This window comes from Paenibacillus sp. CFBP 13594, assembly GCF_014842675.1.
Taxonomy (GTDB): domain Bacteria; phylum Bacillota; class Bacilli; order Paenibacillales; family Paenibacillaceae; genus Paenibacillus; species Paenibacillus amylolyticus_B.
Genome location: NZ_JACYVQ010000007.1, coordinates 190246 through 215737, shown reverse-complemented (window position 1 = coordinate 215737; position 25492 = coordinate 190246). Strand labels below are relative to the sequence as shown.

Annotated in this window: 20 protein-coding genes; 9 read left to right on the top strand and 11 right to left on the bottom strand. The window is 47.9% G+C overall.

Annotated features, from left to right (window positions below; translation table 11 throughout):
• Positions 1–2: 2 nt before the first annotated feature.
• The 3 genes from IFU39_RS22520 to IFU39_RS33285 all read left to right on the top strand — a co-directional run bounded on the left by IFU39_RS22520 (position 3) and on the right by IFU39_RS33285 (position 4396).
• A complete protein-coding gene (locus IFU39_RS22520) occupies positions 3–2225 on the top strand; it encodes a methyl-accepting chemotaxis protein (RefSeq protein ID WP_192135128.1) in 2223 nt (740 codons plus the stop codon).
• A 119-nt stretch (positions 2226–2344) separates the two neighbouring features.
• Positions 2345–3346 carry a GTP 3',8-cyclase MoaA gene (moaA, locus tag IFU39_RS22515; protein WP_192134940.1) on the top strand — a complete coding sequence of 334 codons (1002 nt, stop codon included), beginning with the start codon at positions 2345–2347 and terminating at the stop codon, positions 3344–3346.
• Positions 3347–3559: 213 nt separating this feature from the next.
• The gene (locus IFU39_RS33285; protein WP_192134938.1) at positions 3560–4396 is read left to right on the top strand and encodes a methyl-accepting chemotaxis protein; all 837 of its coding nucleotides are present in this window, start codon (positions 3560–3562) and stop codon (positions 4394–4396) included.
• Positions 4397–4608: 212 nt separating this feature from the next.
• Here IFU39_RS33285 and IFU39_RS22505 read toward each other — a convergent pair whose 3' ends face one another.
• The gene (locus IFU39_RS22505) at positions 4609–5217 is read right to left on the bottom strand and encodes a LysE/ArgO family amino acid transporter (protein WP_192134936.1); all 609 of its coding nucleotides are present in this window, start codon (positions 5215–5217) and stop codon (positions 4609–4611) included.
• Between the two features lie 135 nt (positions 5218–5352).
• On the opposite strand from IFU39_RS22505, the gene IFU39_RS22500 reads away from it, so the two are divergent.
• Positions 5353–6846, top strand: coding sequence for an aminotransferase-like domain-containing protein (locus IFU39_RS22500; RefSeq protein ID WP_192134934.1), 1494 nt, complete (start codon positions 5353–5355; stop codon positions 6844–6846).
• A 168-nt stretch (positions 6847–7014) separates the two neighbouring features.
• Here IFU39_RS22500 and IFU39_RS22495 read toward each other — a convergent pair whose 3' ends face one another.
• The 6 genes from IFU39_RS22495 to IFU39_RS22470 form a co-directional block, all read right to left on the bottom strand.
• Complete coding sequence (locus tag IFU39_RS22495; protein WP_062836914.1) at positions 7015–7842, bottom strand: carbohydrate ABC transporter permease; 828 nt, start codon at positions 7840–7842, stop codon at positions 7015–7017.
• The gene (locus IFU39_RS22490) at positions 7839–8723 is read right to left on the bottom strand and encodes a carbohydrate ABC transporter permease (RefSeq protein ID WP_091012865.1); all 885 of its coding nucleotides are present in this window, start codon (positions 8721–8723) and stop codon (positions 7839–7841) included. Before IFU39_RS22490 ends, IFU39_RS22495 begins: the two co-directional genes overlap by 4 nt.
• 182 nt (positions 8724–8905) lie before the next feature.
• Entirely contained in the window at positions 8906–10186 is a 1281-nt protein-coding gene (locus IFU39_RS22485) for an ABC transporter substrate-binding protein (RefSeq protein WP_105600177.1), read from the bottom strand.
• Between the two features lie 147 nt (positions 10187–10333).
• On the bottom strand, positions 10334–11443 hold the full coding sequence (locus IFU39_RS22480; RefSeq protein ID WP_223199793.1) for a response regulator: 1110 nt from the start codon (positions 11441–11443) through the stop codon (positions 10334–10336).
• On the bottom strand, positions 11440–13230 hold the full coding sequence (locus tag IFU39_RS22475; protein WP_192134931.1) for a histidine kinase: 1791 nt from the start codon (positions 13228–13230) through the stop codon (positions 11440–11442). The genes IFU39_RS22480 and IFU39_RS22475 overlap by 4 nt, the downstream gene beginning before the upstream one ends.
• A 346-nt stretch (positions 13231–13576) precedes the next feature.
• Complete coding sequence (locus IFU39_RS22470) at positions 13577–15580, bottom strand: beta-galactosidase (RefSeq protein ID WP_192134929.1); 2004 nt, start codon at positions 15578–15580, stop codon at positions 13577–13579.
• Positions 15581–15828: 248 nt separating this feature from the next.
• Between IFU39_RS22470 and IFU39_RS22465 the strand changes: the two genes are divergently transcribed.
• Positions 15829–16800, top strand: a complete 972-nt coding sequence (locus tag IFU39_RS22465) for an AraC family transcriptional regulator (protein ID WP_192134927.1) — start codon at positions 15829–15831, stop codon at positions 16798–16800.
• Here the strand turns inward: IFU39_RS22465 and mobA are convergent.
• Complete coding sequence (gene mobA, locus IFU39_RS22460; RefSeq protein WP_192134925.1) at positions 16770–17399, bottom strand: molybdenum cofactor guanylyltransferase; 630 nt, start codon at positions 17397–17399, stop codon at positions 16770–16772. The genes IFU39_RS22465 and mobA overlap by 31 nt on opposite strands.
• 162 nt (positions 17400–17561) lie before the next feature.
• Here mobA and IFU39_RS22455 point away from each other — a divergent pair, with 162 nt between their 5' ends.
• A complete protein-coding gene (locus tag IFU39_RS22455; RefSeq protein WP_091012853.1) occupies positions 17562–18755 on the top strand; it encodes an MFS transporter in 1194 nt (397 codons plus the stop codon).
• A gap of 958 nt (positions 18756–19713) precedes the next feature.
• Here the strand turns inward: IFU39_RS22455 and IFU39_RS22450 are convergent.
• Positions 19714–21447: a glutamine--tRNA ligase/YqeY domain fusion protein gene (locus tag IFU39_RS22450; RefSeq protein WP_192134923.1), complete on the bottom strand. Its 1734-nt coding sequence runs from the start codon at positions 21445–21447 to the stop codon at positions 19714–19716.
• A 265-nt stretch (positions 21448–21712) separates the two neighbouring features.
• Here IFU39_RS22450 and IFU39_RS22445 point away from each other — a divergent pair, with 265 nt between their 5' ends.
• Both IFU39_RS22445 and IFU39_RS22440 read left to right on the top strand, forming a co-directional pair.
• Positions 21713–21970, top strand: a complete 258-nt coding sequence (locus IFU39_RS22445; protein WP_091012850.1) for a DUF2164 domain-containing protein — start codon at positions 21713–21715, stop codon at positions 21968–21970.
• A 48-nt stretch (positions 21971–22018) separates the two neighbouring features.
• On the top strand, positions 22019–22567 hold the full coding sequence (locus IFU39_RS22440; RefSeq protein ID WP_036612698.1) for a GNAT family N-acetyltransferase: 549 nt from the start codon (positions 22019–22021) through the stop codon (positions 22565–22567).
• 112 nt (positions 22568–22679) lie between these two features.
• On the opposite strand, the gene IFU39_RS22435 is transcribed toward IFU39_RS22440, so the two are convergent.
• Positions 22680–23468, bottom strand: a complete 789-nt coding sequence (locus tag IFU39_RS22435) for an SDR family oxidoreductase (RefSeq protein ID WP_091012847.1) — start codon at positions 23466–23468, stop codon at positions 22680–22682.
• Positions 23469–23494: 26 nt separating this feature from the next.
• Complete coding sequence (locus IFU39_RS22430; RefSeq protein ID WP_192134921.1) at positions 23495–23995, bottom strand: GNAT family N-acetyltransferase; 501 nt, start codon at positions 23993–23995, stop codon at positions 23495–23497.
• Positions 23996–24265: 270 nt separating this feature from the next.
• Here IFU39_RS22430 and IFU39_RS22425 point away from each other — a divergent pair, with 270 nt between their 5' ends.
• On the top strand, positions 24266–25468 hold the full coding sequence (locus tag IFU39_RS22425) for a methyltransferase domain-containing protein (RefSeq protein ID WP_206759582.1): 1203 nt from the start codon (positions 24266–24268) through the stop codon (positions 25466–25468).
• The last annotated feature ends 24 nt before the right edge of the window (positions 25469–25492 follow it).

Below are 25492 nucleotides of genomic sequence, written 5' to 3'. Positions count from 1 at the left end.
TGATGTTTGATTGGCTGGGATGGAGAAAAGGATTGCCGCTGTGGCAATCGTATCGGTTGAACGCACATATGAAGGAAGATGTGGAACAGATTTTTGAGGGAATTGCCGAAACGAGACGGCAGATTATGATGGACTGGGCAGATGAACAGTGGAATCACCTGGACCGTTTGCTTCAACAGATACAGTCGGTCCAATTACAGGATGTATTACAAGGTTCACAGCAACGAAGCAAACTAGATGCATGGTTTCAAGCCAGTTATATTCGAGCCGTTGATAGTACGGAGCTATTCATGATGAACGAACAGAATCAGGTGGTATTCTCTACATATAAGAAACATATTGGACAGATCTATGAGGATCACGAAGCTTTGATAGGACCAGGATTGAAGTACTCCAGAGCAGATCGACATGAAAAAAAATGCTTGTATGGTCCTTACTCTGATCCACTGACGCTGGATATTGGTCCACGCTCGTCCGCTTTTCACGATGATGTCACCTTGCTGTTTATCTCACCAATTCTGCAGGAAGGTCGCTATGTCGGTTCATTATGTAGCCGTGTACCCGGGGATGTACTGGGTGACCTGATCCAACGAGAATCAGGTCATATCTATCCCGATTCCGGTGACAATTACCTCTTTATGGCTGAGTCGATATTAAGGCCACATCTGCAACCCGGCACCGCCTTGTCCAGAAGCCGCTTCGAGGATCGTACTTTTACACATGGGGAAAATCTCAAAGATGGTGTCACCACCGAATGGGGTATCGTTTCCGTTAAGGAGCATACCGAACTGGAACTCATGTTCACTGATCCGTCGACCGGAGAACTACACCCCGGAGTAGCAAACACCATTCAGAATGGTTCCAATCTGTTCGTAGCTTTTCCCGGCTACTCGGATTATCGCCATATTTCTGTAATCGGCAAAGGCATCACCTTCCAGCTGCCACACTGTCCTGATCGCTGGGGCATGATGTGTGAAGGGGATCTGGAGGAAGTGTATCGGATACGAAGCATCGGCTGGCGCCAGTTCAAGCAGCACAGTCTCTTCACGCTTTTGTCAGGCATTGCAGGAGCAGCTCTTGTCTATGCCTTCACTGGTAGTGGTTGGAGCACGGCAGCAATGGCCGCTTTTAATGTGTTATTTGGATTCTTCACTGCATTACAGCTGCATCGTAGCCAATATGGACGAGTTCATGAAGACTTGCGTCGCATCAGCCGATTTATTCGAATTAACGCCGAAGGCAGAGGTGATCTGACCCAACGCCTGGACACGTCTGCTTTTGCCCAAGATGAATCAGGCGAACTGGCGAAGTGGATCAACAACATGATTGATTCTCTGGAAGGCATTATGCTGAAGGTACAACTTGCCACGGTAGACGTTATGGACAACCAGTATCAGATGCGAACTTCAACAGAGACAACCCAGGGCACGACTGAACGAGTGAACCAAAAGCTTGGTTCAATGATCCAGGCCATCCGCACCCAACTGGAAGATCTCGACCAGGCCAGAATTGCTGCCGATCACATGCGCATAACGCTGCAACAACTGGAGACCTCTGCAACCGAACAGATCGGCGTGGCCCAGCAGGAAGTGGAACGAATCGGCGATAAAATGACCCAAATCTCAGGAGCGGTATCCGATACTAATCGTACCATCCTGTCCTTCATAGATACGATGAAAGAGATTTACCACGCACTGGCTGTCATTGATGAAATTTCAGTTCAGACCAATCTGCTGGCTCTGAATGCTACCATTGAAGCTGCACGCGTGGGTGAACATGGTCAAGGCTTCTCGGTTGTGGCAGGGGAAATTCGTAAGCTGGCTGATTTATCCCGTTCTTCTACTGAAAATATTCATCAGATTCTGGACCGAATCTCAACTGCAGCAGGAGCTGCATCCCAATTAATCACAGAGGGTGATCAGGTACTTGCTGAAGGAACGACACTGGTTCAGGCCGCTTCGCAACTTCTGCAAAATGCTACCGCTGAAGAACCTGAGCGCACACAAGTCGTGGATCAAGTGGTCATGCTGATGGAAAATATCGCTGCAATCAGCCATCAGAATCGGGCTACTTCCGCTGAAGTGGAGGCCGAGATGATGGAGCTAATCCGTGATATGTTACAGGTTCAGCATTCTTCGCATAATGTGGAAGCCATTACGGTCTTTCTGCAACAAGTCGTGGGACAATTCCACCTGAACCACCCCGCCAAAAATGCTGTCATCTGACGTCATCGTTGACGCGGATTGGAGAAATAGCTAAAATTTGATGCAACTGTTCCTTTTGAAATTGTCGTATCATTTATAATAGAAGATTTCCAATCTGAACCGATGAAAGGGTGGTCTGCATGGAATTGCTTCAGGATTCATTTGGCCGGATACATGACTACATCCGTATTTCTGTTACGGACCGCTGTAATTTACGCTGTGTGTATTGCATGCCTGCAGAGGGCATGGAGTTTGCTCCACATGATGAGATTATGAGCTACGAAGAGATCGCACAGGTGCTGAAGGTGCTTGCTCCGATGGGCATGCGTAAAGTTCGGCTCACCGGGGGCGAACCGCTGGTGCGTAAGGATCTGCATAAGCTCGTCGGCATGATCTCGGCGATTGACGGTATTGACGATATTGCACTGACGACCAACGCTCTTCTACTGGATAAGCAAGCTCAGGCATTGAAAGACGCTGGATTGAACCGGATTAACATCAGTCTGGATTCCCTGCGCGCCGATCGCTTCTCCATGATTACCCGCGGCGGAGATGTGAACAAGGTGCTGAAAGGCATTGAAGCTGCAACAGCCGCTGGCCTTGCTCCGATCAAGCTAAATGTTGTGCTGATGAAGGGTATCAACGATGATGAGATCAAGGATTTTATTGCAATGACGATGGATCAACCTCTTCATGTGCGTTTTATTGAATATATGCCGATTGGACATGCTTCGGATTCATGGCGCAAATCTTATTTGCCGCTGGAAGCTGTGACAGATGTATGTGCTGAAGCAGGCTGGACGGTAGAAAATACAACAGGCCCTGCGGGCAATGGCCCATCACGCAATATGAAAATTGTGGGCTCCGAAGGCACATTCGGATTGATTCATCCCGTGAGCGATCATTTCTGTGACAATTGCAACCGACTTCGGCTGACCGCTGACGGACATATCAAAGCCTGCCTGTACTGGTCGGATGAGTATAATGTTCGCCGCTTCGTGGATGATCCGGATGCCATGGCGGCACTCTTCCTCAAAGCGCTGGGTACGAAACCGAAGAATCATGAGATGGCTCTGGCTTTGGAACAAAAAATGCAATCTCATACACCGACGGTACGCCGCATGTCCCAGATTGGCGGATAACAAAGCAGACGAGAACTTGATTGTTCTCGCCTGCTTTTTTGTCATGTTTTCATAAATTTCTGAAAATAATCAATTCTCCTGTTTCATTTGTTAAAAATTTAATTAATATATCTTATTGCCCTTGTTGGGTCTTCAAGATTCCCATAATTCTGACGATGTATATACAATACATCTAGATGATATGCACACATACACTATAGGAGCTGAACCTTATTGAACATTGTTGAAGCACTCGTTGCAGCGAGTCCGTATTTTAAAATTATGCTCAAGGAACACGATATCATGATTGCAGTAACGGATACCGAGAAGTTCTGGTATTATGTTCCCAGCAACGAGCTCGATCTGGGCATCAAGGCTGGAGACCCCGTTTCCCTCGATGACCCTACACTCCGCCGTGCACTTATACATGGGGAGACTTCAGCGAACCGAATTGATGCAAAATTCTATGGCACATCCATCAACTCGGCGGCCACCCCTCTTCGGGATGAGCAAGGAAATATCGTAGGCACACTTGCTATTGGTTTCTCTCTTCAGAATGAGGAGAAACTGGAGTACTTCACTGAACTGATCGGCGGGATCAGCGGCAGATTGACGGATATGGTACAGACGGTAGCCGCTCAATCCGAACAATTGACAGCCTCATCTACACAGATTTTGGATAATACTCGCATGGCTGTGCAGAACTCAGGCGAGGTTAACAAAGTCGCCGCATTCATCCGTGAAATCTCAGAACAGACCAATCTACTCGGCTTGAACGCGGCTATCGAAGCAGCCCGAGCAGGCGAAGCAGGCGCCGGATTCAGCGTCGTTGCATCTGAAGTGCGCAAACTTTCTACGGGTACCAAAGAAGCAACGGTGAATATCGAACGTTCCTTGAAAGATGTTCAGCATTCCATTCAGCAGATGGAGCAGGAGATCACATCGATCTCACAGTCTAGCAACCAACAGGCTGTGATGGTAACCGAGTTCAGCGAGGTCATTGATCAGTTGAACACTGTAAGCCGTGATTTGAAAGTGTTTATTGAATCCATGCTGTTGAAGGCAGAATAAATTCGATACGATGACCTTCACTCCAATGATTAACCATATATAAAAGACGCTACACCGAAGCGGTATCGAGCTCTACATGTTTCATCTCAATAACCAGATCACCAGGCTATGCTGATCACCAAATTCAGCATCTACATTGAACTCCCCGTGCGATTAACGTCACGGGGAGTTTTTTTTATTTTAACAAGATGGGCCCGCTACATCACGGTCATCTATGAATAGATGAGCTTCCACAGCATCATAACCGCCAGCCCAACCATGACTACAGCGGACAACCGATTAAACACCAGACTGATGCGTCCAGTTCGATCCGTTCTCCTAATCACCCTGCCCGCGCCTGCAAGTCCCAAGAACCATATCCAAGATACAACCGCGGCTGTCAGGGCAAAATACATGCGCTCTACGCCTTCATACTGAAGTGAACTGGTGCCAATCACGGCAACCGTATCCAGCAGAGCATGGGGATTGAGTAGAGATACTGATGCGGCAAACGCAATCTGACGCCCCGCGGACATTACCGCCTGTGAACCTTCGACTAATTCGGATGACCTCCAGATACTCCATGCCATATACAGCAAAAACAAACTTCCTGCTGCATACAACACATTCGCCAGCACTGGCCATTGCAGCAAAATAAGCGACACCCCTCCAACAGCTGCCCCGATCAACAACGTATCACTGACACCTGCCGTTATTACAGCAGGCATAGCATGTATATAACGTCTCTGGCTCATGCCCTGATTAAAAATAAACACATTCTGCACACCCAGTGGCAAGATCAAACCAAACGCCAGAATGACTGCATGAATAACAACCTCCATCGTTCTTCCCCCTTATCTCTGTATTCCATCGTAGGGCAGATAATGGCTGACGTAACCAACCACTTGGATGGCATCAGACCCAACCAAATGTTATAGTGTTGGTTAAAAAGACAAACAGAGGTGATCCTGCCTGTCATGGAACGTTCTGATTCTCGACTAAACATGGGTTGGAAGCCGAATCCTTCTCTCGACTTGCCCTTATATCGCCAGATTGAAGCCTATATCCGCAAGAAGATCACAACGGGCGAATGGTCAGCAGGATATCGTCTCCCCTCACAGCGAATATGGGCTGAGTCCATGGGGGTGAACCGCAGTACATTGGTCACTGCCCTGGATAACCTGACCGCCGCTGGTCTGATTAAAGGCAGACATGGCGGAGGAACTTTTATTACCGGCTCCGGTTGGCATGGTATGGCTCACGGAGCGATGCCCAACTGGAACGAAGCCATCGAGGAGGGTTGGTATTATCCCAACATGCCCGAGATCCAGCAGATTAACCAGGCTGAATTCCGGCCTGGCATCATACGTCTTGGTACAGGGGAGCTTGCCCCGGAACTGATGCCTCAGGATGCTTTTAACGACATTCTGTACTCCCTGTCCCAGCGTTCTCGTACCCTCAACTACCTGGAATCTCAAGGAAGCCTGGAGCTTCGTGAGGCTTTATCCGCCCATTTGCAGACGACTGGCATTCAGGCCTCTCCAGATTCCATACTGATTGTTTCCGGCTCTCTTCAGGCACTGCACTTGATATCGGTCGGACTGCTCCCTCGCGGATCAGCAGTTCTGCTGGAAAAACCATCGTACCTGTATTCCATTCACGCCTTTCAATCGGCAGGGTTGAAAATGAGCGGAATCCCGATGGACGATGAAGGACTGCACATTGCACGCCTGGAGAATGCCTCGCAGCATGTAAAAGATCAAGACCATATCTCGCTTCTCTATACGATACCGAGCTTTCACAATCCCACGGGCTCTGTGATGAGTGATCACCGCCGGGAAGAACTCATGACCACCGCTCGAACATTAGGCATCTCCATACTCGAGGATGCCGCCTACAGTGATCTGTGGCTGGATACACCTCCTCCGTCATCGCTGAAGGCGCGTGACCAGGAAGGACGGGTGCTGCATATGGGCACCTTGTCGAAGGCAGTCAGTCCCGGCTTACGCCTCGGATGGCTGGTGGGGCCAGAGCCGGTCATACGCCGGCTCACGGATATCAAGATGCAGACCGACTACGGTACCAGTTCACTCGCGCAGGAAGCCGCTGCCCTGTGGTTCGCCGAAGGGCATCATGCAGAACATATGGAGTGCCTTCGCCCTGAGCTACGCAGACGCAGAGACTTCATGCTGGATATGTTGCAACGTCACTTTCATGGCATAGCAAAGTGGAAAATACCTGCTGGCGGCTTTTATATCTGGCTGCAATTCACTGTATCCCCTCTCTCTATCCGCCAATTGTTCCATACCTGTCTGGAACAGAATGTACTTATCCACCCGGGCTACCTATATGACCGGCTGGATGCGAGTCATATCAGGCTCTCTTACGCCTATGCTTCTCCTGATGAGATGGAGCGTGGACTACAATGCCTCGTAGAAGCTGTACACAGGCTCATGGATTCTGGCTCATGATTTCAAATGCTGGTTCCTGATTTCACAACCAAAAAAAGCCTTGACCGAAAAGGACAATGTCCTTCAGATCAAGGCTTTTTGCGTTAGTTTTGTAAGTTTGATCGAATACCAAAAGCGGGTCGATACCAGTAGCGCTCCGGGATTCCATCGTATCATTCTGCTATTCGCTTACCCTTTGACCGCACCCTCCGCAATCCCCTCCATGATGAACTTCTGGAAGAAAGCATAGATCAGAATAACCGGAATCGCAGTCAGTACCAGAGAGGACAAAATCAACGGCCATTCCTTGTTATATTCACCAAACAACATGTTTGTGGACAGAATCAGCGTATAACGATTCACATCAGTCAACATGAGCAGTGGCAACAAGAAGTCATTCCAGATCCACAGGAAGTCCAGAATCGCGATGGTGACTGTGATCGGAAGCAAGAGCGGAAAGATAATCTGGAAAAAAGTCTGGAACTCATTACATCCGTCAATCTGAGCCGATTCCTCCAATTCACGCGGAATAGACTTCACAAACCCGTGATAGAGGAAGATCGCCATGTTCACACCAAGCCCGATATAGATCAGGGCCAATCCGTACGTGCTTCCCTGTACACCCATGCCTTTGGCTACCCGAGTCAACGGAATCATGATGGAGTGGAACGGCACCAGCATGGATGCAACAAACAGGAAGAAGATCAGGTTACTCAAGCGGCCAGAGGTACGTGAGAGTTTGTATCCCGCAAGTGAGGCACAGAAGACGATACCACCAATCCCCAGAAAGGATACAATCGCCGAGTTCATCGAACTGCCCAACAGATTGATTTTGTTAAATGCGTCCGAATAGTTCTCCCAGTGCAGCGTCGTCGGCAGCGCAATAAAGGACTGGAACATCTCTCCTTGTGTTTTGAAAGAGTTCACCACCGCCATGTAGATCGGCAGCATGGCCACGAGAGATCCCAAGATCAGCAGCAGGCGAATCAGATAACTGTTCAGTCGTTGCATCCTCATGCTTCCACCTCTTTCTTCTTCATGACGGTGATCTGGATGAGTGTAAAGATGAGTACGATGATGAACAGCACAACCGATTTGGCACTCGCATAGCCGTACCTGAAGTTGTTGGAGAACGCTTCTTCATAGATGTTCATTGTGATAACCTGTGTGGCCCGGCCCGGTCCACCACCCGTCAGTCCATAGACCACTTCGAACACCTTGAAGGCTCCGTTCAGCGTCAGGAAGAAACAGATGGTCACGGCATGAGTAATCATCGGCAACACCACATTGCGAAGTACCTGGAATGCATTGGCCCCATCAATAACAGCCGCTTCCTTGAGGCTTTTCGGCACACCCTGGAGAGCAGCCAGATAGATGATCATCATATACCCTACACCATTCCAGAGCGATACCATCAGAATGGAGTAAAATGAAAACTTCGGATCACCCAACCATTGCTGGTCGAGGAACGAAAAAGCCAGTTTCTCTGCGAGCTGTGGCAGCACCTGAGAGAAGATGAAGGTCCACATGAAAGCACTTATGATTGTACTGATCATGTTAGGCATGAAGAACAGCGTCCGGAAAAGCCCTTTGCTGCGCGTCCGTGACTCAATGAACACGGCGAGCAGCAAGGCAATTCCATTTTGCAGAATCAACATAAATATTACATATTTCATCGTGAACCACAGGGAGTTCAGAAAGTCGGGATCTTCTTTGAACAATTCCACAAAGTTGCCCAGACCGATAAAGCTGTAATCCCGATTGAGTCCGTTCCAATCCGTCAGACTATAGAACAGGCCACTAAACGTGGGATACAGCAGGAAAATCGCATAGATGACAAAGGCAGGCGCAGTGAACGCGAGCAGTGACAGATACTTCTTGAACACATTCGTAGCCATAGGTTCTCCCCCTTTTCACTCGAAGCGGATGATTGCAAAGGAGGGAACGAAGAACGTTCTGCCTGCCGTATCATCTGCTTGGAGACTGCGACGAAACAAAGTACCGCTAATTTGTTGACAAGCTCTCAAACCGTAGAGATTTGCCAACAAAAGCAAGCGGATACTCCATTCCTCGCAACTCCTTACTTGTTGACTTTGTTGTAGGATTTCCACGCCTTGTCGAGCGCATCGATAACCTGCTGTTGATTTAATTGCCCAGAGTAGTAGCCTTGTAACGCTTTGCCTGACTCGTCTTTCACCGCTTGAGGGAGGGATGGGTCCTCATAAGCTTTACCTTCACTCACATATTTCTGGGCATCGTCTACCCACGGGAAGCTCTTGAAGTCATGGATCTTGGCAATCGGATTAAATTTGAGCGCTTCGAAGAATGCACTTGAATCCTTGTCATCGAGAATGTAGTTCACGAAATCGAGTGCCACTTCTTTGTTTTTGCTAGATGACGATACTGCCAGCGAAGTGGAGGTGCTCAGATTGATTTTGGTATCATCCGGATTGTCATTGATCGGCATTGGTGCTACACCAAAGTTCAAGTCCGGGTTGGACTTCAGAATGGTTTCGGCAAACCATGGTCCCTGAATCCACATCGCGGCGCTTCCTGAAGCGAAGGCTGCTGAACCATCATCTCCGCCCACTTCCAGCGCTTTATCTGTACCATTCGCATTGACCAGATCGAAGATATCAAACAATGCTTTCATATCGGAGAAGGAACCCTGATCCTGATTCATCTTCTCCACGAAGTCTTTGTGCTCAGACTGAGTTAATGCACCCACGGTAAGTGGCAGGAATAATTGCGGAATCCAAGCTTCTTTGTAGGACAGTTCAAACGGTGTAATGTTGGCTGCCTTGAGTTTCTCCACGACCGCTTTCATTTCCGTTAACGTCGTTGGCACTTCCAGCCCTTGCTCTTTGAAAATATCTTTATTGTACAAATAGCCCCATGATACTGTTTCCAGTGGAACAGCTACGATTTTGCCCTCCGCATCCGTTATGGAAGGTTTAACCGAATCCAGCAGCTTATCGACAAAAGGTTGGCCCGACAGGTCTTCCAGATAACCAGCTTTGCTGAATGGTGGAATCTCATTAACTGCATGCAGAGCGAACACATCCGGTGCATCATTGGAGGCGAGACGTGTCTTCAGAATCTGAGGTGCATTGTCTGCTGGCGGCATCTCCAGTTGCACGTTCACCTCAATGTTTTTCTCTGCTTTTTCCTTGGCTTTGAACTGTTCTATATATTTATCGTAGTGTTCTTTCAGCCGAGGTTGTGCAACGAATACTTTGAGGGACACCGTGCTGCCTGATGCCGATTCTTCCTGCCCATTGTCCGTTCCTGCATTGGAACCGCAACCTGCGAGCAGAACACTGACCAGTACCGCACTTGCTACGCTTTTCCATACTTTCATCTCTTATGACCTCCCGGTGTGTGACTGGTTTGTCTTTCATAGGCTCATTATATATCAGAAAATGAAAGCGCTTCATTGGACAAAATTAGACTTGTGTATTGGATTATTTTAAACCTTAATCCTGCCGCAAATGCTTTCTCGAACAGCTCATTCCGTGCTACTGCCTGAATTGCCTGATATACGAGCCTGTCCCTTCCGCATCTCCCCCGGTGAAACTCCGAAATGTTTCTTGAATACCCGATAGAAGTAGGACACATCCTCATAACCCGCCATCTCGGCAATATGTTTGAACGGGATCTGATCATCCATCACCCATTCCTTCGCTCGTGTCATGCGTAACTGGACGACATAATCGGTCACATTCACCTCATACTCTTTCTTGAATACCTTGCTGAGATATTCCTTGCTGACAAAAAAGATCTGGGCGAGCTGCTCCAGGGTAATCATCTCCATACAGTGCTGCTCCATGTATTGCTTCACCTCATTCAGGTTCAGCTTATTCTTGAATTTACGCTGCGCAATGAGTTGCTCCAAAGCCTGGTAGTATGGAGTCGAAATCCATGCGATCGTGGATTCAATGGAAGCCAGCGCTGTTGAAGGAGGTAAAGCCGTTGCTTCGCGCCCCTCGTACAACCCATTGGAGACACACAGTTCATCCAGCAAAGCCTGTAGTTCATAGGCCACTCGTCCAAGCTGCCGGGGTCTGTTAATCTCGCTATGCTCCAGCTTCTGCTGCAGTTGCTGGAACCATTCTCGCAGACTTTGAATGTTCAGGTCGTTAAACCGCAAGCGAGCCTGCTGTTGAAACAAAGAGAAATCACCAGCAAAGGAAGGCGGATATGCTTCCCATGATTCCGGCGCAGATTCAACCTTTTCCAATTCTTTGGCACATTTGGCCAGTACACCATTCAGTTCATCCGGATTCACCGGTTTGAGCAGATAGTCAGCAGCCCGATGACGGATCGCGTGTTTGGCATAATTGAAATCATCATACCCGCTCACCACGATCACCTTGATCTGTGGGTATTGCCCGCTTAGCGTCTGTAGCAGTTCCACACCGTCTGTACCGGGCATACGCATGTCCGTAATGATAATGTGAGGCTGATGCTGCTTGACCAGTTGTATGGCCTGCTCACCATCCTCTGCCTCACCAGCAACGGTCATCCCTAGTTCCTTCCAATCCCCCAGGTTGCGCAAAATATCCCGGTTCCACGGTTCATCATCCACCAGCAATACTCTGTACAGTTCCTTGTTCACAAGGCTTCGCCTCCCGTATTGCAGGGGATTCGTACCGTAACACTCGTCCCCTGTCCGTATTCACTTTCCACACTCATCCCGTATTCAGGTCCAAAATGCATTATGATTCTTGAGGCGGCATTGACCAGTCCAATACTTGTACCAGAACTCCACACCCGATCGGACTGCCAGGTCAGACGCTCCAGTCTGGACTGCATCTCCGTTAGTTTCTCAGCATCCATACCCACACCGTTATCACGAATTCGAATCGTTACCTCTTTAGGTTCACAGACGACTTCAATGCCCAGCTTCCACTCACCCGGTTTCTTCTCCAGACCATGCAAAAATGCATTCTCCACAATGGGTTGCAAAGACAACTTGGGAATATAACATTCCCGAAGTTCTCCGGTAATCTCCAGTGTATATTCAAGTTTGCCGCCAAAACGCTGCTTCTGAATGAGCATATAATGTTCCAACTGATCGAGTTCAGACTGTAAAGGGACAAGTCCATCCGGCGCTCGCACAATATAACGAAACATCTCGCTCAAGGCTCGAATGACCTTATAACTGTCAGCAGGTTTTTGCGAATAGACCATACCGCCAATCATCTGCAACGTATTTTGCAGGAAATGCGGATGGATCTGGGATTGCAGTGCTTTGAGCTCCGCCGTCTGTTTCTCCAGATTCATCAGGTAGTTGTCGCGAATGTGTTCCCGGATACGGCTTGACATGCCATGCAGATTTTTCTCCAACAGACCAATCTCATCAACCCGGCCGCTTCGTACCACTTCTCTGTCCTTAATCAATTGAATACCCTTCATGGAATTGGCCAGTCGGACGATGGGCTTTGATGTGCGCCAGGCCACGAGCGCAGCTATTCCCACAGAAATGACGGTTGCCAGGCCACCTACAACCAGTCCGTATTTCATCGTTTCCAAGGCACTCTCGTTAATCACATGGGCAGGTACAATCTTGATCACACGCAGTCCTGACGGTTCGATGGAATGATAGAATACGTATTCCTTGGCTGTACGAATGAAACCGGAACTTTCTTTGGTACCTGCCAATCTCTCCAATGCTTCAGCGGACGGCTGGATGTCTTGATTCGGCTGATAGACCGGGCTGCCCACACTGTCGGCGATGTATACTGCATAATCCCCCCTGCTATCCAGCAGCTCCAAGGTCTGATTGAACTCAGCCCACTTGACCTCCAGACTGATGGCGCCGATCTGTGCCTGATCCTCGAAGCGGTTCATGCTGCGGGTCATGTGAAACTTTTGCGGATCGTCCGGATCATTGATAATCGTAAAATCTTTATGTTGTGCAAAAAGCTCATGATATCCTTCCGGTATTTCCGATACCGCTTTGATGCGAGAATCCATGGAATTGAAGGTGAACAGGGTGTCCAGTTCCTTCAGATACAGTTCAACGCCAAATACATAATTGCCAGCGGAATAGTATACACTGTTCAGCATATTGAACATGGCCTTCTGTTCGTCAAATCGGCTGGCTGTCGGCGCTTCCTGGTTTAACGCCAGATACTGATGCAATTCGTCACTGATCTGAATGGAATAGATAATATTGTTCATACGGGCGAACTGTTCACCCAGATAAATAGAGGCCCAGTTCATGTTCGCCCGGTTGGTCTCCATAATCTCCTCTTCCATGGAAGAGCGGGTATTTTCGGCTGCCATTGCGGTCATGACAATGACGGGCAGAACAGCCAGCAGCGTCATGGTAAGGATCAATTTATTGCGAATGCTGCGTTTGAAAGGATCTGTCAGCTTCCGATAACATTCGGTAAACACAGCGCATCCACTCCTGAGCTAAAATAGACAAACGCCCCAGCATGGAAGCCGAGGGCGCTTTGGTCTTGATATTCGTTTGGAAATGTTAAATATCCACGTTATACAATAAAATGAATGGTTACACGAGATCACTACGTGTTCAGAACAACCTTCTGATCGCTGTTATCACCGGATTTTTTTGATTCCCTTTCTAAGGAGAAAATCCGGTGATAAAGGCGAAGTATATGCTTCCGATGCAGCTTTCTTTCAGAAAGCTTTTAGCTCCGCTTCCTCAGGTTATTTCTGCCCTCTCCGTTAACGTGTACATGTTAAATTCAACTTATATACCTATATTTATTATTTCCTATTATTGTTCGATAATCCGTACGCCCCATGGTTCTAGTTCGATCTTCTCTCCCGCAGCAATCAGGGTTCCGGCCAGAAGTTCAGTCCCTTCTCCATAAGCATTCACGAAGGATGTTGCCTCATCTGCATAATTGAAATAGTAGCGAATCATGTTCCCCTGATCGTTCACACCGGTCTTCACTATGATCGGAAAAGCCAGCTCTTGATCAGTACCCCATACGCCAGCTTCCTTCATCACACGTTCCAACACCTTACGGATCACCGCAGAACTGGTATAACATCCGACATAGGTTGCTTTGCCTTTTCCATAGGCATTCTGGGTAATTGCCGCATATTCACCCCAATGCGGATGATCATACCAAGCGAGTACTTCAGCCGTTGTTGGTGTAATCAGCTCCATCCAGGTATGAATCTGGTTCTGTTCTTCACCAACTCCAAATGGATCATCGCGCAGCGAAACATGTTTTGGCTCTACAAAAAGGTTATAGCTGATCCCACATGCCTCACTGATCAGGCCGGGCTGGCGGGTAGAGCGTACCTTGATATGCTCATTTGCAAATCCGCTTTTGAACGAGTAGACGATATGTCCGCCATCCTGTACGAATTGATTCAATTTTTCCAGCAATGCATCCGAAGCAGCATACAGAGCAGGTACAACGAGCACGTCATATTCCGCATAACTCTCAACCGATGGGTCGATGAGGTCACAGCCAATGTTCATTTTATATAATTCATCGTACATCCAGCGCACCACATCATTATAATTCTTGTCACTGGTGAAATTAAAACCAAACCACTTGATTGATGTCAGGGCCTCATTGCTGAACAGCACCGCCACCCGATTTTTTTTCTTCAGATTAACGAGCTTTGGACTGAGACGGGCAAAATCCCTGCCAATGGTCTTGGCTTCGTTGTATACCGGATTCGGTTCAAAGTCATGACTGAGCAAACCTTTCCAGTACGTCTCAAACGAATTGTGTAACGAATGCCAGTGCCAGTAAGCGACCATGTTTGCTCCTGATGCCAGATGACTGAATGCCTGCAAACGCAGCTGTCCCGGATAGGGAACCCAATGCCAGAACGCCTGTGCTTCGGTCTCGAGTACCAGATAGTTCGATTGTTTGGTGGAACGTGCCACATCCCCGCCGAATGAAATCTCAATGCCGGTCAGATCATCCTGGGAAGGATGGTAGATGTCCACACTGGTGATGTCAAAAGGTTTCGATGCGGCAAAATGGTCCACATCCCCTTGAATGCCGTAGGAATATCCACGCCAATCAAAGTCAAAGTTCTGGGTAACAAACTGTCCTTCCTGTTTGTATTCATTCACAATCCCCACTTGCCAAGCCAAAAAGTTGGTTACCAGCTGCCGCTGGAACTTGGCAAATTCAGCTCCCAGACTACCGTTGATCGTTCCTACCACAGACGGGAAGTCTTCCCAGCTATTGATCCGATTACTCCAGTAGTCGAGGCCAAATTCCTTGTTAAGCTCATCCAGGGAGCTGAACTTGTTACGCATATATTTGACGAATTGCAGTTGTACATTATCTCCTGCCGTATTGTAATGCTTCGTCTCGTTATCTGTCTGATAACCGATGACCGCCGGATGTGTGCTTACCCGAGAGATCAGCTTGCGGATGATCCGCTCGGCATAGAATAGATAGGTTGGATGGGTAATGTCCATGATCTGTCTTGCCCCATATTTGCCAGGTCCCTGTGAGGTAGTAGCCAGCACGTCCGGATGTTCCTTGACCATCCACGTTGGAACAGCATACGTTGGTGTTCCTACGATAACCTGAATCCCCGCCTCATGCATGGCATCCAGCACACGGTCTACGGAAGAGAAGTCAAATACGCCATTCTGTGGTTCATGAGTACTCCAGGTTGATTCTGCAATACGGACCACGTTGATCCCTGCATCCTTCATCATCTGAATGTCCTTGTCCAATCTTTCGTAAGGCATATATTCATCATAGTAAGCTACGCCATATAATAATTTCTCCATGATTTAATCTCCTTTTTAGGTGGAAAATATAATGATCTTGACGTGTGCAAGAGTTGACATATTCCAATCCATAATGGTAGCGTTTACATTATTATCGGTTGAAGAACTTGGGTTGTTCAGCAACCACTTCAAACGCTGATGCGTTCCATGGATTATCCATGCTTGCGTTAAACTGATTATAATGAAGTATACTACGGGTGCCGATTGTATAAGGCAAGTTGTTTTTACCCTTTTCCGAGGTGAATATGATGGATATGCGATCACAGCTCCGAGAAATGCCTCACCATACGCTGGCCCACTGGCTACCTATTATCGACTGTAACATCAAATTCTATGGTGCGCACAGCCAACAAGTACCCTATGGATGGGCGATGCCGGAGGAATCACATCCAGGCTTTGAGATTATGTTGATCATCGAAGGTACGCAGGAGAGTGTGATTCATGGTTATACCTATACCGTGGAGGAAGGTTCCATTCTTCTCATTCCTCCCGGGTTCAAACATACGAATCAATGTGTATCCACGGAAGGCATGACTTATTTTAGCGCTCACTTTAATGTGGATGATCCGGTCTTCACCCTGAAGCTGATGTCACAGCATAGCCGAATCTACACAGCAGGTACGACTGATAATAGGAAGATGCGCGTTGTGCTGGAGAGTTGGATGGGGATGATTAACGTATCTGAGGCCTACACGTCCACTGACAAAATGATCATGCAGGCCCGCATGTTTGAACTGTTCGCCCTGTTGTCCCAAGCCGCTGACAATGAACCGGAGGCCACCACTTCCGTTGCTGCTTCACATGCACCAGCTCCAACAGCCATGCATTATGCGGGAGCTATAGCGGAGGCAATCAAGCAGGCATTCCATGCCCAGCTTCGAACCAAGGAAAGCAGTGTATCCACGGTCAAAGTAGAGCAAATTATATCCTCGTTTGGCATCAGCCCGGGATATGGTCTACAGGTCTTTCGCAAGGTGTACGGGCGATCGCCCAGGGCTTACCTGTCCAGCTTGAAGTTGCAGGAGGCCAAAGTGCTGATGGAACAGCCAGAGCTGTCACTCGGGGAAATTGCGTGGAAGCTCGGTTACACCCATCTGTCCCATTTCAGCAGACAATTCAAACGTTGGACAGGCCAAAGCCCGCTTCAATATCGCAATCATCATGCAGATGCATCAGGCGAACCTGTATCCTACAGATCGGAATCGAGTCCAGAATCTTGATTACGGATACGCTCGTACTCTTCCGGCGTGTTCATATTACTCATTTGCATTGCTACTTGATGAACGCCCACTCTCTTAAGCTCTTCCGTTTCGACATAGAGGCAACCGATCTCTTCAAGCCATCGCATAACTCGAAGATGATCCTGGTTCAGACGCTGCTCCAGATCAGGAAGCACTCGTTTGTGATAAGCCCCTGCAAGAGGGTGGACATGTCCATCCACGCGTGGAACGATAGCAGCATAAGAGTTATGTGATTCGACCAGTTTTTTTATTCCATTAAAGAAAGACGTTTGCAGGAGCGGCATATCGCAGGCGCATACCAGATTCCATTCTGTATCGGAAGCTTCCAGCGCCGCGTGAAGACCGGCGAGTGGCCCCTTCCCCGGATAGTGATCCTGAACGCAGTCGTAGCCCATTGCACCGTAGGTTGTCACATTGGGTCCGGCAGCCACGATGATACGGGATACTGCGGATCTCATGGCCTTCGTGACATGTTGCAGTACAAGGGAACCGTTTAGTTCCAGCATGGCCTTGTTGGTCCCCATGCGGCTGGATAAACCTCCTGCCAATATGATGCCTGTCCATTCCCTCGTGTTCATGTTGTTATCCTCCTTCAGATCACGATATGTGTTTGACTGCATCAATTTCAAAACGTTCGCTATGCATTGAATCCCCTTTCAACAAATGATACATTGAACAATATGCATTTGAAAGGAATGGCTTAATTGGACAGACCTGCACCTTCAAGAGGCAATCCCTCATTGTTTTCTCTGAAACTATATAACTTTTTCATATATGGAGCCATCTCGATCTTCGCCGGATTCTTGCAGCTTTACCTGCAAGAGATTGGCATGACCAAACTGGAGATTGGCAGTCTCATGGCGATTGGCCCCTTTGTATCCTTGTTTGCTAACCCGTTCTGGGGCTTCTGGAGCGATAAATCTCGCAACATTCGCATCATTCTGATGATTATGATGGGAGGCACATTTGTGCTCGCCCAGGGTGTATTCTATGCGCCCACTTATACATGGATCTATGTAGCCATGATTTTCTTTTATTTTTTTCAAAGTCCATTATTTGCTCAAACCAATAGCCTGATTCTTGGATATATCGATGGTACAAACCAAAAATTTGGGTCATTCCGGCTCTGGGGTTCACTCGGTTGGGCGCTGACTGCTGTCGCTGCCGGACCGCTCATTGACCGTTTTGGCATCGGCAGTGTATCCATTATATTTGCATGCATGATTGCCACAGCCTTTGTATTATCCGTATTTCTACCCAGACAACCAATCGCTTCGGATACACCCGTGGTTACTTTTCGGCGGTTTGGCAAAGTCATGTTCAATCCGTATTTTATGGCATTTATCGGCCTGGGTGTACTCGTATCAGTGCCTAATGCGATGAACAGTACTTTTATGTCACTATATATTGTAGAAATGGGTGGCGACAAACAAATGGTTGGCTGGGCCATCTTCACCTCATCCATTCTCGAAGTCGGCGTATTCCTGCTTCTCGACCGCTTGCTCAAACGCAAAATGAGCATGCTCCTGGCATCTCTCATTCTGATCAGTGTGCTGTTTGCACTGCGCTGGCAGCTCATGGCACTGGCTAACAACCCGCTGGAGATTGTATTCATTCAGTTGATGCACTCCATTACGTTTGGTGGGTACTTCTATGTAGGTACGCAGCTGACCATGCTATTTATTCCAAGACCTTACCGTTCCTCCGGTCAAGCGGTCTACACGATGGCCTGGGGAGGTCTCTCCGGCGTGATTGCCGGTCTGTTCGGCGGCTGGTTGTTCCAGAGTTTCGGTGCGGAAATCATGTATAGCATTGGTGTATTCTTCTCGCTCATTGGCGCTGTTGGATTTGGCATCATGTGGTTATCGAATCGACGTAACGGCTATCAGCCAGTTGTATTGACTGAGATGGGTAATATGGATGAGGACAGATAATATTTTGTTAGAAAGAATTGAAAGATTCCCACTTAAGCACTACGATGACAGAAGAATCTTTCGATCGCTGTTATCCCTGGATTTTTTGATTCCCTTTTCAAAGGGTAAAATCCAGGGATAAAGGCGAACGCTCCGCTTCTCCAGCTTTCTTCTGTCCTCTCCGTTATTGTGTAAATTAACGTTCAAACATTCAAACAAAAGATTACGGATAGTAGTAGTAAAGAAGAACAGAGAAAGGGGCGCTCTCGACTTAATGCCCCTCACCTTGTACAGTTCCAGACTGAACTGTACCCACTACAACTTAATAGTGGCAAGATACATTAGTAGTTCCTAGTTTGTACTCTGATTCAGTCCTCCCTGTATCTCAAACTAACTTTACAACAGCAATATAACTTATCCCGAACTTTATTCCGGTTCTCATAACTCTCCTGACTTTCATTTATAATCCCTCTTCTCTCAACACAGCACTGCTTTTAATGCTAACGAACCTTAGACGCCTTATTTGCATCAATTTCACGATATGTTAAAGCTAAGGAATCTCAGCCACCTTATTTCGCATAAAAGACACTAAAAATCCCAAAAAGACAGGCAAAGCGAGGAAATAAGGTGTCTACGATTCGTTACGTTGCTGGAATGCCGAAATACACTTGAATAGCGTGTCCTCGGTTCGTTAGATTTTTGCCTCATACGCACATCTAAGGCCTCAGCTCATGTTCATGTTCATGTTCATGTTCATGTTCATGTTCATGTTCATGTTCATGTTCATGTTCATGTTCATGTTCATGTTCATGTTCATGCAAAATTGTATTACTACGTCTAAAACTGGACCTGGCTAGATCCAGAAAAACAAAGGGCATCCTTCGCCATAATCATGGACGAAGGATGCCCTCCCTTTAACTTATAACTTGGCTGCTTACCAGCACTCTGACGAACAGGCCATAAATTTTATCCAACCACATTACGCCTTCGGCAGTTGGAACGAGCTTTTCAGGGATACGACCCGGTTAAATACCGGACGTCCTGGCTCGGAATGTTTCGGATCTACACTGAAGTAACCGTGACGGAAGAATTGGAATTTATCCTGAGCGTTCGCTTCCTTCATCTCTTGCTCCACAAACCCGTTAACAATCTCAAGGGAGTTCGGGTTCAGTTGATCCAGGAACGTTTTCTCCGGTTGCTCTTCCACAACCTCAGTTTCAGCCCCAGCTACTGCCACTTCCACCTCTGCCTCCGGTGCTTCATCCAGGATCAACGGCTCATATAGACGGAATTCAGCAGGTACCGCTTGAGTCGCTTCTACCCAGTGGATTGTTCCTTTGACTTTACGACCAGTGAAGCCACTGCCGCTCTTTGTCTCCACATCATAGGTACAATGAATCTCAGTCACATTGCCTTCTGCATCTTTGATCACATCGTTACATTTGATGAAGTATGCATGTTTCAGACGAACTTCGTTGCCAGGGAACAAACGGAAATATTTGTTCGGCGGATTTTCCATGAAATCGTCTTGTTCAATATAAATCTCACGGGAGAACGGAATTTGGCGATTACCCATCTCTGGATTCTCCACATTGTTCTCTGCTTCAAGCCATTCCACTTGCCCTTCAGGGTAGTTGGTAATAACCACTTTGAGCGGGTGCAGGACAGCCATCGTGCGTGGAGCTTTCAGTTTCAGGTCTTCACGGACAAAATGCTCCAGCGTTTGCAGGTCGATAACTCCATAGTTTTTGGAAATGCCTGTCTCATATACAAAATCACGAATAGCTTCCGGTGTATAACCCCGGCGGCGCAGACCCGAAATTGTTGGCATACGTGGATCATCCCATCCATCCACATGTCCTTCATCCACGAGCAGTTTCAGCTTCCGCTTGCTTGTTACCATCTGGGACAGATTCAGGCGACCAAATTCATATTGATGCGGTTTGTTCTCCATCTCACACTCGGCAATAACCCAATCGTAGAATGGACGTTGATCCTCAAACTCCAGGGAACAGAGAGAGTGCGTCACACCTTCAATTGCATCTTCGAGCGGGTGAGCAAAGGCGTACATTGGATAGATACACCATTTGTCACCCGTGTTATGATGGTGTGCATGTGAAATCCGGTAAATAACCGGATCGCGCAGATTGATGTTCGGTGCAGACATATCAATCTTGGCACGCAGCACTTTCTCTCCGTTCTTGAATTCGCCTGCACGCATACGTGTGAACAGGTCGAGATTCTCTTCCACCGAACGATCACGGTACGGGCTGTTCTTACCCGGCTCCGTCAGCGTTCCGCGCATTTCACGGATTTCGTCGGCGCTTTGGTCGTCGATGTAGGCTTTACCTTTTTTAATCAACAAGACAGCACGGTTGTACATCTCATCAAAATAATCCGAGGCAAAACGTTTCTCGTTCCACTCGTATCCGAGCCATTTCACGTCTTCCTGAATCGATTGAACGTACTCCACATCTTCCTTGACCGGATTCGTGTCATCAAAGCGCAGGTTCGTTTTACCGCCAAATTCGCCGCCCAGCGTAAAGTTAATCCAGATCGCCTTGGCATGGCCGATATGCAGATAACCGTTCGGTTCCGGAGGAAAACGGGTAATAACTTCCTGGACTTTCCCAGACCGGAGATCTTCGGTAATAATATTTTTGATAAAGTTAGGTGGGGTTGTACGATTGTCCACAGGTATCAAACCTTTCATGAATGGATTGGAGCCTTCGGGAATTGCTGCAATTCCGGCTATAATTCCTTAATAACGAAGTCATTTCCTGAAAAAATCTATTTTCTTGGAAAGTTTCGTACGCGTTTCATTTAAATATACCTTTAACGGGGGAGGAGTTCAATAAAGAACGGCACCAAAGTCAGGATCAACCGTGCATAAATAGGCCCTAAACCATTTTGACGGGTTCGCTCGAATCATGTAGCATGATAGTAAAACCAAATTAAAGGGAGGGTTTCCCATTCCATTGAACTCGCTTAAACTGACCAAAGAACAGCAGGATGAAGCCATTCGCACCATTCAGTCGTATTTCGAAGAGGAACGTGGCGAAGAACTTGGCGATCTGGCCGCTTGGGGTGTCCTCGACCTGTTCATGACACAGCTCGCTCCCTACATATATAATCAGGCACTCCGTGACGCACGCACAACGGTCAATCAACGCATGGCCTCAATGGAAGAAGACCTGTTTGCACTGGAGCAAAAGTTACCCAAGACTTCCCGTTAATCCACTACAAAATAAACCCATACTATACAAAGAAAGAAGGTTGCATTCATGTTTACCTATTCATTGGATGAATATACCGAACTCCGGCCACTCGCCATGGAACATACCAAACCGCTGTTCGAACTGACGGATCGTTCGCGGGATCAACTGAGACATTGGTTGCCGTGGGTGGATCATGTGACAGAAGTGGAACACACCTCGAACTTTATTACCAACGCGTTAAAACAAGGTGCCGAAAATGGCGGATTCACCGCCGGAGTATGGTCAAAAGGGGATCTAGCCGGCGTGATTGGATTCCACGAGATTAACTGGACCAACCGCTCGGTAAGCATCGGATACTGGCTTGGCAAAGGTTTTGAGGGTCAGGGCTTGATGACAAGCGCTTGTCGCGTTCTGGTTGATTATGCTCTGGTGACCCTGGATCTGAATCGCGTCGAGATTCGCTCGGCAACAAACAACAAACGGAGTCGCGCTATCCCTGAAAGACTTGGATTTGTTCTCGAGGGTGTAATTCGTCAGGCAGAGAAACTGCCTAAAGGTTACGTGAACCATGCGGTGTACGGCATGCTTCAGCATGAATGGGAACTCTTGCGCTAATTCGCCTACATAATGAATCGGAGTGATCTCTCCCAACATATCGGAATACAATAAATACCCTCTATCTCCACGGAATGTGGTGACAGAGGGTATTTTATTGTATTCATGACTTTTATAGGGCTCGGACCATGCCACCATCCACGATCAATGAGGTTCCGGTAATATACGTATTGGCCCCGGATAACAGGAAGACCACCGCTTTGGCAAACTCCTCCGGTTGACCGTAACGTCCTAGTGGAATCTCTTTACGGAATTGGTCAGATACCTCTTCCTCACTAATTCCGTTCTGCTCTGCCCGTGCTGCATCCAGCTCACGAATGCGGTCTGTTGCAATACGCCCCGGCGCTACCGTGTTGATCAAAATTCCGTATGGAGCCAGCTCTTGAGACAAGGTCTTCGCCAATCCAAACACGCCGGTACGGAACGTATTGGACAACACCAGACCCGGAATGGGCTGCTTCACCGAAGTTGAAGCGATATTGACAATGTGTCCTCCGCGTTCTTTCATATAAGGAAGTGCACCACGAATCAGCCTTACATAGCTGAGCACATTTAATTCAAATGCCCGTTCCCAATCTTCATCCGTCAGTGACTCAAATGAACCCGATGGCGGACCTCCCGAATTGTTCACCAGAATATCAATCTGCCCGAACAACTCCGCTGTCTTGCCAATCAGAGCCTCAATATCTTCCTTGCGTGTCACATCGGTTGCACAATATTCCACACGTCCCCCACCACCTAGCGCCAGAAGCTCCTGCTTCACTGCTGCGAGCTTTTCTTCACTCCGGCTGGCAAGCATGACGTCAGCACCTTCTGCTGCCAATTGAGCGGCTACCGCTTTGCCCAGTCCGCGACTGGAAGCCAGCACCAGTGCTTTTTTTCCTTGAAGTCCCATGTCCATCGTTGTTCCTCCTCCTCAGCTAGTTTCTATTTGGTCTGGATAAAATAACCCATAAAAATATCGTCCACATACTTGTCTCCGATATAAAACTCGGACACCAGCCTGCCTTCCGTCACAAATCCACACTGGGTATAAAACGTGATGGCTCCCGGATTGCTGGAAAGTACGCGCAGCCTGAGCTTGCGAATTCCTTGTTGGGCCGCATGCTGCTTGATGGCATCCATCAAAGCAGTAGCAATGCCACAACGTCGATCATGAGGATGAACCGCAATATGAATCTCGTAGACATGACGGTTGACCGGCATACCTGTGGCTGGCTGAAAGCCCACATAACCACATACCCGCTCTCCCTGCACTGCAATCAATTGACTGCCTGGCGGGCAATGCTGCAGATAGTGCTGTCTGGAACGCCAATGCATCGGTGCAGGAGAGGTGTATTTGTCCCATACCAGGGCATCCAACTCCATTAGCTGGGCTGCATCTTTAATCTCGGATGGACGAATCGTAAATGTATGGCTGGTAAGCATAATGATTCAACCTTTCGTGCTATAGTCGACAACGCTGTCATTACAACGTCGGGAAAGTTAAGAAATTTGAGAAACTTAGAAATACGTTATTCGTTTACTTCACTGTTTACATATATTCGCTCTATATATTGTAGCATAGCCTCAGCTTTGACTAAAATTCCACTCGATGATGAACGAAATTCGATCTTTACCATTCAAAAAAATGAAATAAACACTTAACCTTGCCGTAACGTCATAGTTTATACTGGTTCGATAAGGAGGGGATGCATGATGAATATCAAAGAGGCAGCAAGCAGGCTTGGTATATCGGCGAGAGCCATTCGTTTTTATGAAGAAAAAGGATTAATTCTACCTGCCAAACAGTCCAGTAACGGTTATCGCACATACACTGAGAATGATATCTGGCGGCTTCAGACCATTGCTGCGCTGCGTGAGATTGGCATGTCGCTACAGGATATTACACATGCGCTCGGAGAGATCGATCAAGGAAACCAGCAGCGGCTGGAAGAATATCTGGAACTGCAACAGGCCGTCATGTATGCCCAGTGGATTGAGCTCAAACGTATGATGGATACAACCCAGCGCATGATTGACCTGAATCGTCAGGACGGACCGCTGGATGTCAGCCATCTGCACGATCTCGCGGACAGTGCGCGGCGTCTGCGTGAAGCCCGGCAGAACTGGCATGATCGGTGGAATTATGATACCCTGGCAGCCATCCACGATCAGCGAGTGCAGGCAGAAGGCAGAGTCACTACTGGAAAAGGACAAACCAACCCAGTGGACAGACATCGTTCGGACAACGTCTCGCCCACAAACGATAAGAATGAAGTATCACATCCACACCATCATGCAGATCATTCCACGCCGAACGATTCCAATGACACGGTACATTCTTCCTTTTATCTGTATTACAACTATGACGAAGCGCTCGAACAGACAGCTCATTGGATCTCTCCCGCCCTTGGTGAGAAAGGACTCGATATTGGTACAGGCACAGGTAATTTGGCTGGGAAACTGCTACAACACGGCGCAGACATGACTGCAATCGACCAATCCCGGGAGATGCTGCGCAGATGCCGCACCAAATATCCCGAGATGCATGTGAAACTTGGTAATTTTCTGGCGCTGCCTTTTACCGATCATTCCTTCGACTTTGTCGTATCCAGCTTCGCCTTCCATCATTTGAGTCCAGACCAGCAACTACTGGCCTTACAGGAGATGCAGCGGGTATTAACCTCGCGCGGACGTATCGGTCTAACGGATCTAATGTTTGTTAATGCGACTCATCGTGAAAACTATATTCGCCAGGCTGAAACGACAGGACACGAGGAACAGCTGCGTGCCTTGCGCGAGCGTCACTTCCCTCTGCTGGATGAGCTATGCCGCTGGCTGGAACAACAGGGTTACGTCACAAAACATGTGCGACATAATGAGCTGCTGCACACGTTGCTGGCTGTTCCCCTGCGGTGAGCAACCATGAGCATATGCCAAAAA